Here is a 1942-nt window from a genome sequence, read left to right as displayed (position 1 = left end):
CTGCTCCCGCTGGTCCGGGCGTACGCCCGGCGCAAGGACGACTTCGAGGCGATGGACTTCGCCGACCAGCCCGCCCGACGTCGCGTTGATCATGAGGTTGGCGACACGACAGGCGGCCTCGACGCCGTCAACGTCATGATCGACGGGGCCGGGGGGGCCGAGGGTCAGGCGAGCTGGGATTCCAGGTGGTCGAGGGCGGCGGGGACGGTGTCGACGACGGTGAGCAGGCCGAGGCCGGCCGGCTTGAGGAAGGTCTGGTCGGCGAGGCCGGCCAGCCAGTCGAGCATCGGGCGGTAGAAGCCGTCTGTGTCGACCAGCACCATCGGCTTGGCGTGCAGGGCCAGCGTGGCGGTGGTCCAGACCTCGAAGAGCTCGTCCAAAGTGCCCAGCCCGCCCGGCAGGGTGAGGAAGGCGTCCGACTTGTCGACCATCAGCGTCTTGCGGCTGGCCATGCCGTCGGTGACCAGCAGCTCGTCGGAGGCCAGGTCGGCCACCTCCAGGTCGACCAGCGCCTGCGGGATCACCCCGACGGTGCGGCCGCCGGCCGCCCGCGCGCCGTCGGCCAGGGCGCCCATCATCCCGACGCAGCCGCCGCCGCTGACCAGGGTGTGTCCGCGCCGGGCCAGCTCCGCGCCCGTCTCAGTCGCCAACTCCAGCCAGCGCCGGTCGAGGGTACGGGAGGAGGCGCAGAAGACGCAGATCGCCGCCACGACTCAGCCCTTCCGGCCCGCGCCCGACCCGCTCGGGCCGGCCGGCCCGCCGCTGCCGGCGCCGTTCGCCGTACTGTCGGTGGCGGCCTGCCGGTCGGCGGCGGCCCGCGCGACGGCCTCCTCGCGGACGGCCTCCTGCTCGGCGGAGAGGGCGGCCTCCGCCTCGACGATGTGCTGGACGGCGGCGTCCACGTCGTCGGTGAGGCAGATCAGGTCCAGGTCGACCGGCCCGATCTTGCCCTCGGCGGCCATGCTGTCCCGCAGCCAGTCGAGCAGCCCCCGCCAGTACGCGCTGCCCATCAGCACCACCGGGAACCGGGTGACCTTGCCGGTCTGCACCAGGGTGAGCGCCTCGAAGAGTTCGTCCATGGTGCCGAAGCCGCCGGGCAGCACCACGAACGCCTGGGCGTACTTGACGAACATGGTCTTACGGGCGAAGAAGTACCGGAAATCGATGGCCAGGTCGACCCAGTCGTTGAGCCCCTGCTCGAAGGGGAGTTCGATGCCGAGCCCGACGGAGAGCCCACCGGCGTCGCTGGCCCCCCGGTTGGCGGCCTCCATCACGCCCGGCCCGCCCCCGGTGATGACGGCGTAGCCGGCCCGGGCCAGGGCGGCTCCGAGCTCCCGCGCCAGCCCGTACTCGGGGCTGTCCGCAGTGCTGCGGGCGGAGCCGAAGACGCTGACGGCGGGCGGCAGGTCGGCCAGGGTGTCGAAGCCCTCCACGAACTCGGAGAGGATCCGCAGCGCGCGCCAGGCGTCCTTGGTCTTCCAGTCGCCCCGGCCCCGGGAGTCGAGCAGCCGCTGGTCGGCGGTGCTGGTCGGGATCGCGCCGCGGCGCAGCGTGACCGCGCCCCGGTGCCGCTCCGGATCGCGGCCCGGCTGCCGCCCGTTGCTCTGGCTCATGGGAGCAACCGTAGTGGAGCGGCACCGGCCGGGTGCGGTGCCAGGCGAGCCGGAGAAAAAGTTCGCGATCTTGGGCAACTAATTCTGTCGCTCGCACGTCTTACTATTCACATACCGGGTATGCCCCGGCGCGCGCCTTCGGGGGAGGAGCAAGCGTGATCAACAACAACGAGCGGATGCGGATCCGCCGGCAGATGCAGCGGCGCATCCGGGACGTGGTGGCCGAGCGCCGCCGCGCCCGGCAGCTGGAGTCCCCGGCGACCCCAACCTGGCCCACCACAAGGACGAGCACGTCGAGATCACCAAGATCCGCGACGGCGCCGCCACCC

2 protein-coding genes are annotated in these 1942 nt (G+C 72.4%); both read right to left on the bottom strand.

The features are described from left to right. Positions 1-164 precede the first annotated feature (164 nt). Positions 165-710, bottom strand: coding sequence for a TIGR00730 family Rossman fold protein (locus tag ACSNN7_RS28850; protein ID WP_436684202.1), 546 nt, complete (start codon positions 708-710; stop codon positions 165-167). Between the two features lie 3 nt (positions 711-713). Continuing rightward, a complete protein-coding gene (locus ACSNN7_RS28845) occupies positions 714-1613 on the bottom strand; it encodes a TIGR00730 family Rossman fold protein (protein ID WP_436684201.1) in 900 nt (299 codons plus the stop codon). Between the last annotated feature and the right edge of the window lie 329 nt (positions 1614-1942).

Source organism: Micromonospora sp. URMC 105 (assembly GCF_051386295.1).
Lineage (GTDB): Bacteria > Actinomycetota > Actinomycetes > Mycobacteriales > Micromonosporaceae > Micromonospora.
The sequence above is the reverse complement of the archived record's forward strand: the minus strand, read 5'-3'. Positions and strand labels throughout refer to the sequence as shown.

Coding starts and splice junctions, on each gene's coding strand:
- ACSNN7_RS28845 (WP_436684201.1), bottom strand. CDS start 1,613: ATGAGCCAGAGCAACGGGCGGCAGCCGGGCCGCGATCCGGAGCGGCAC.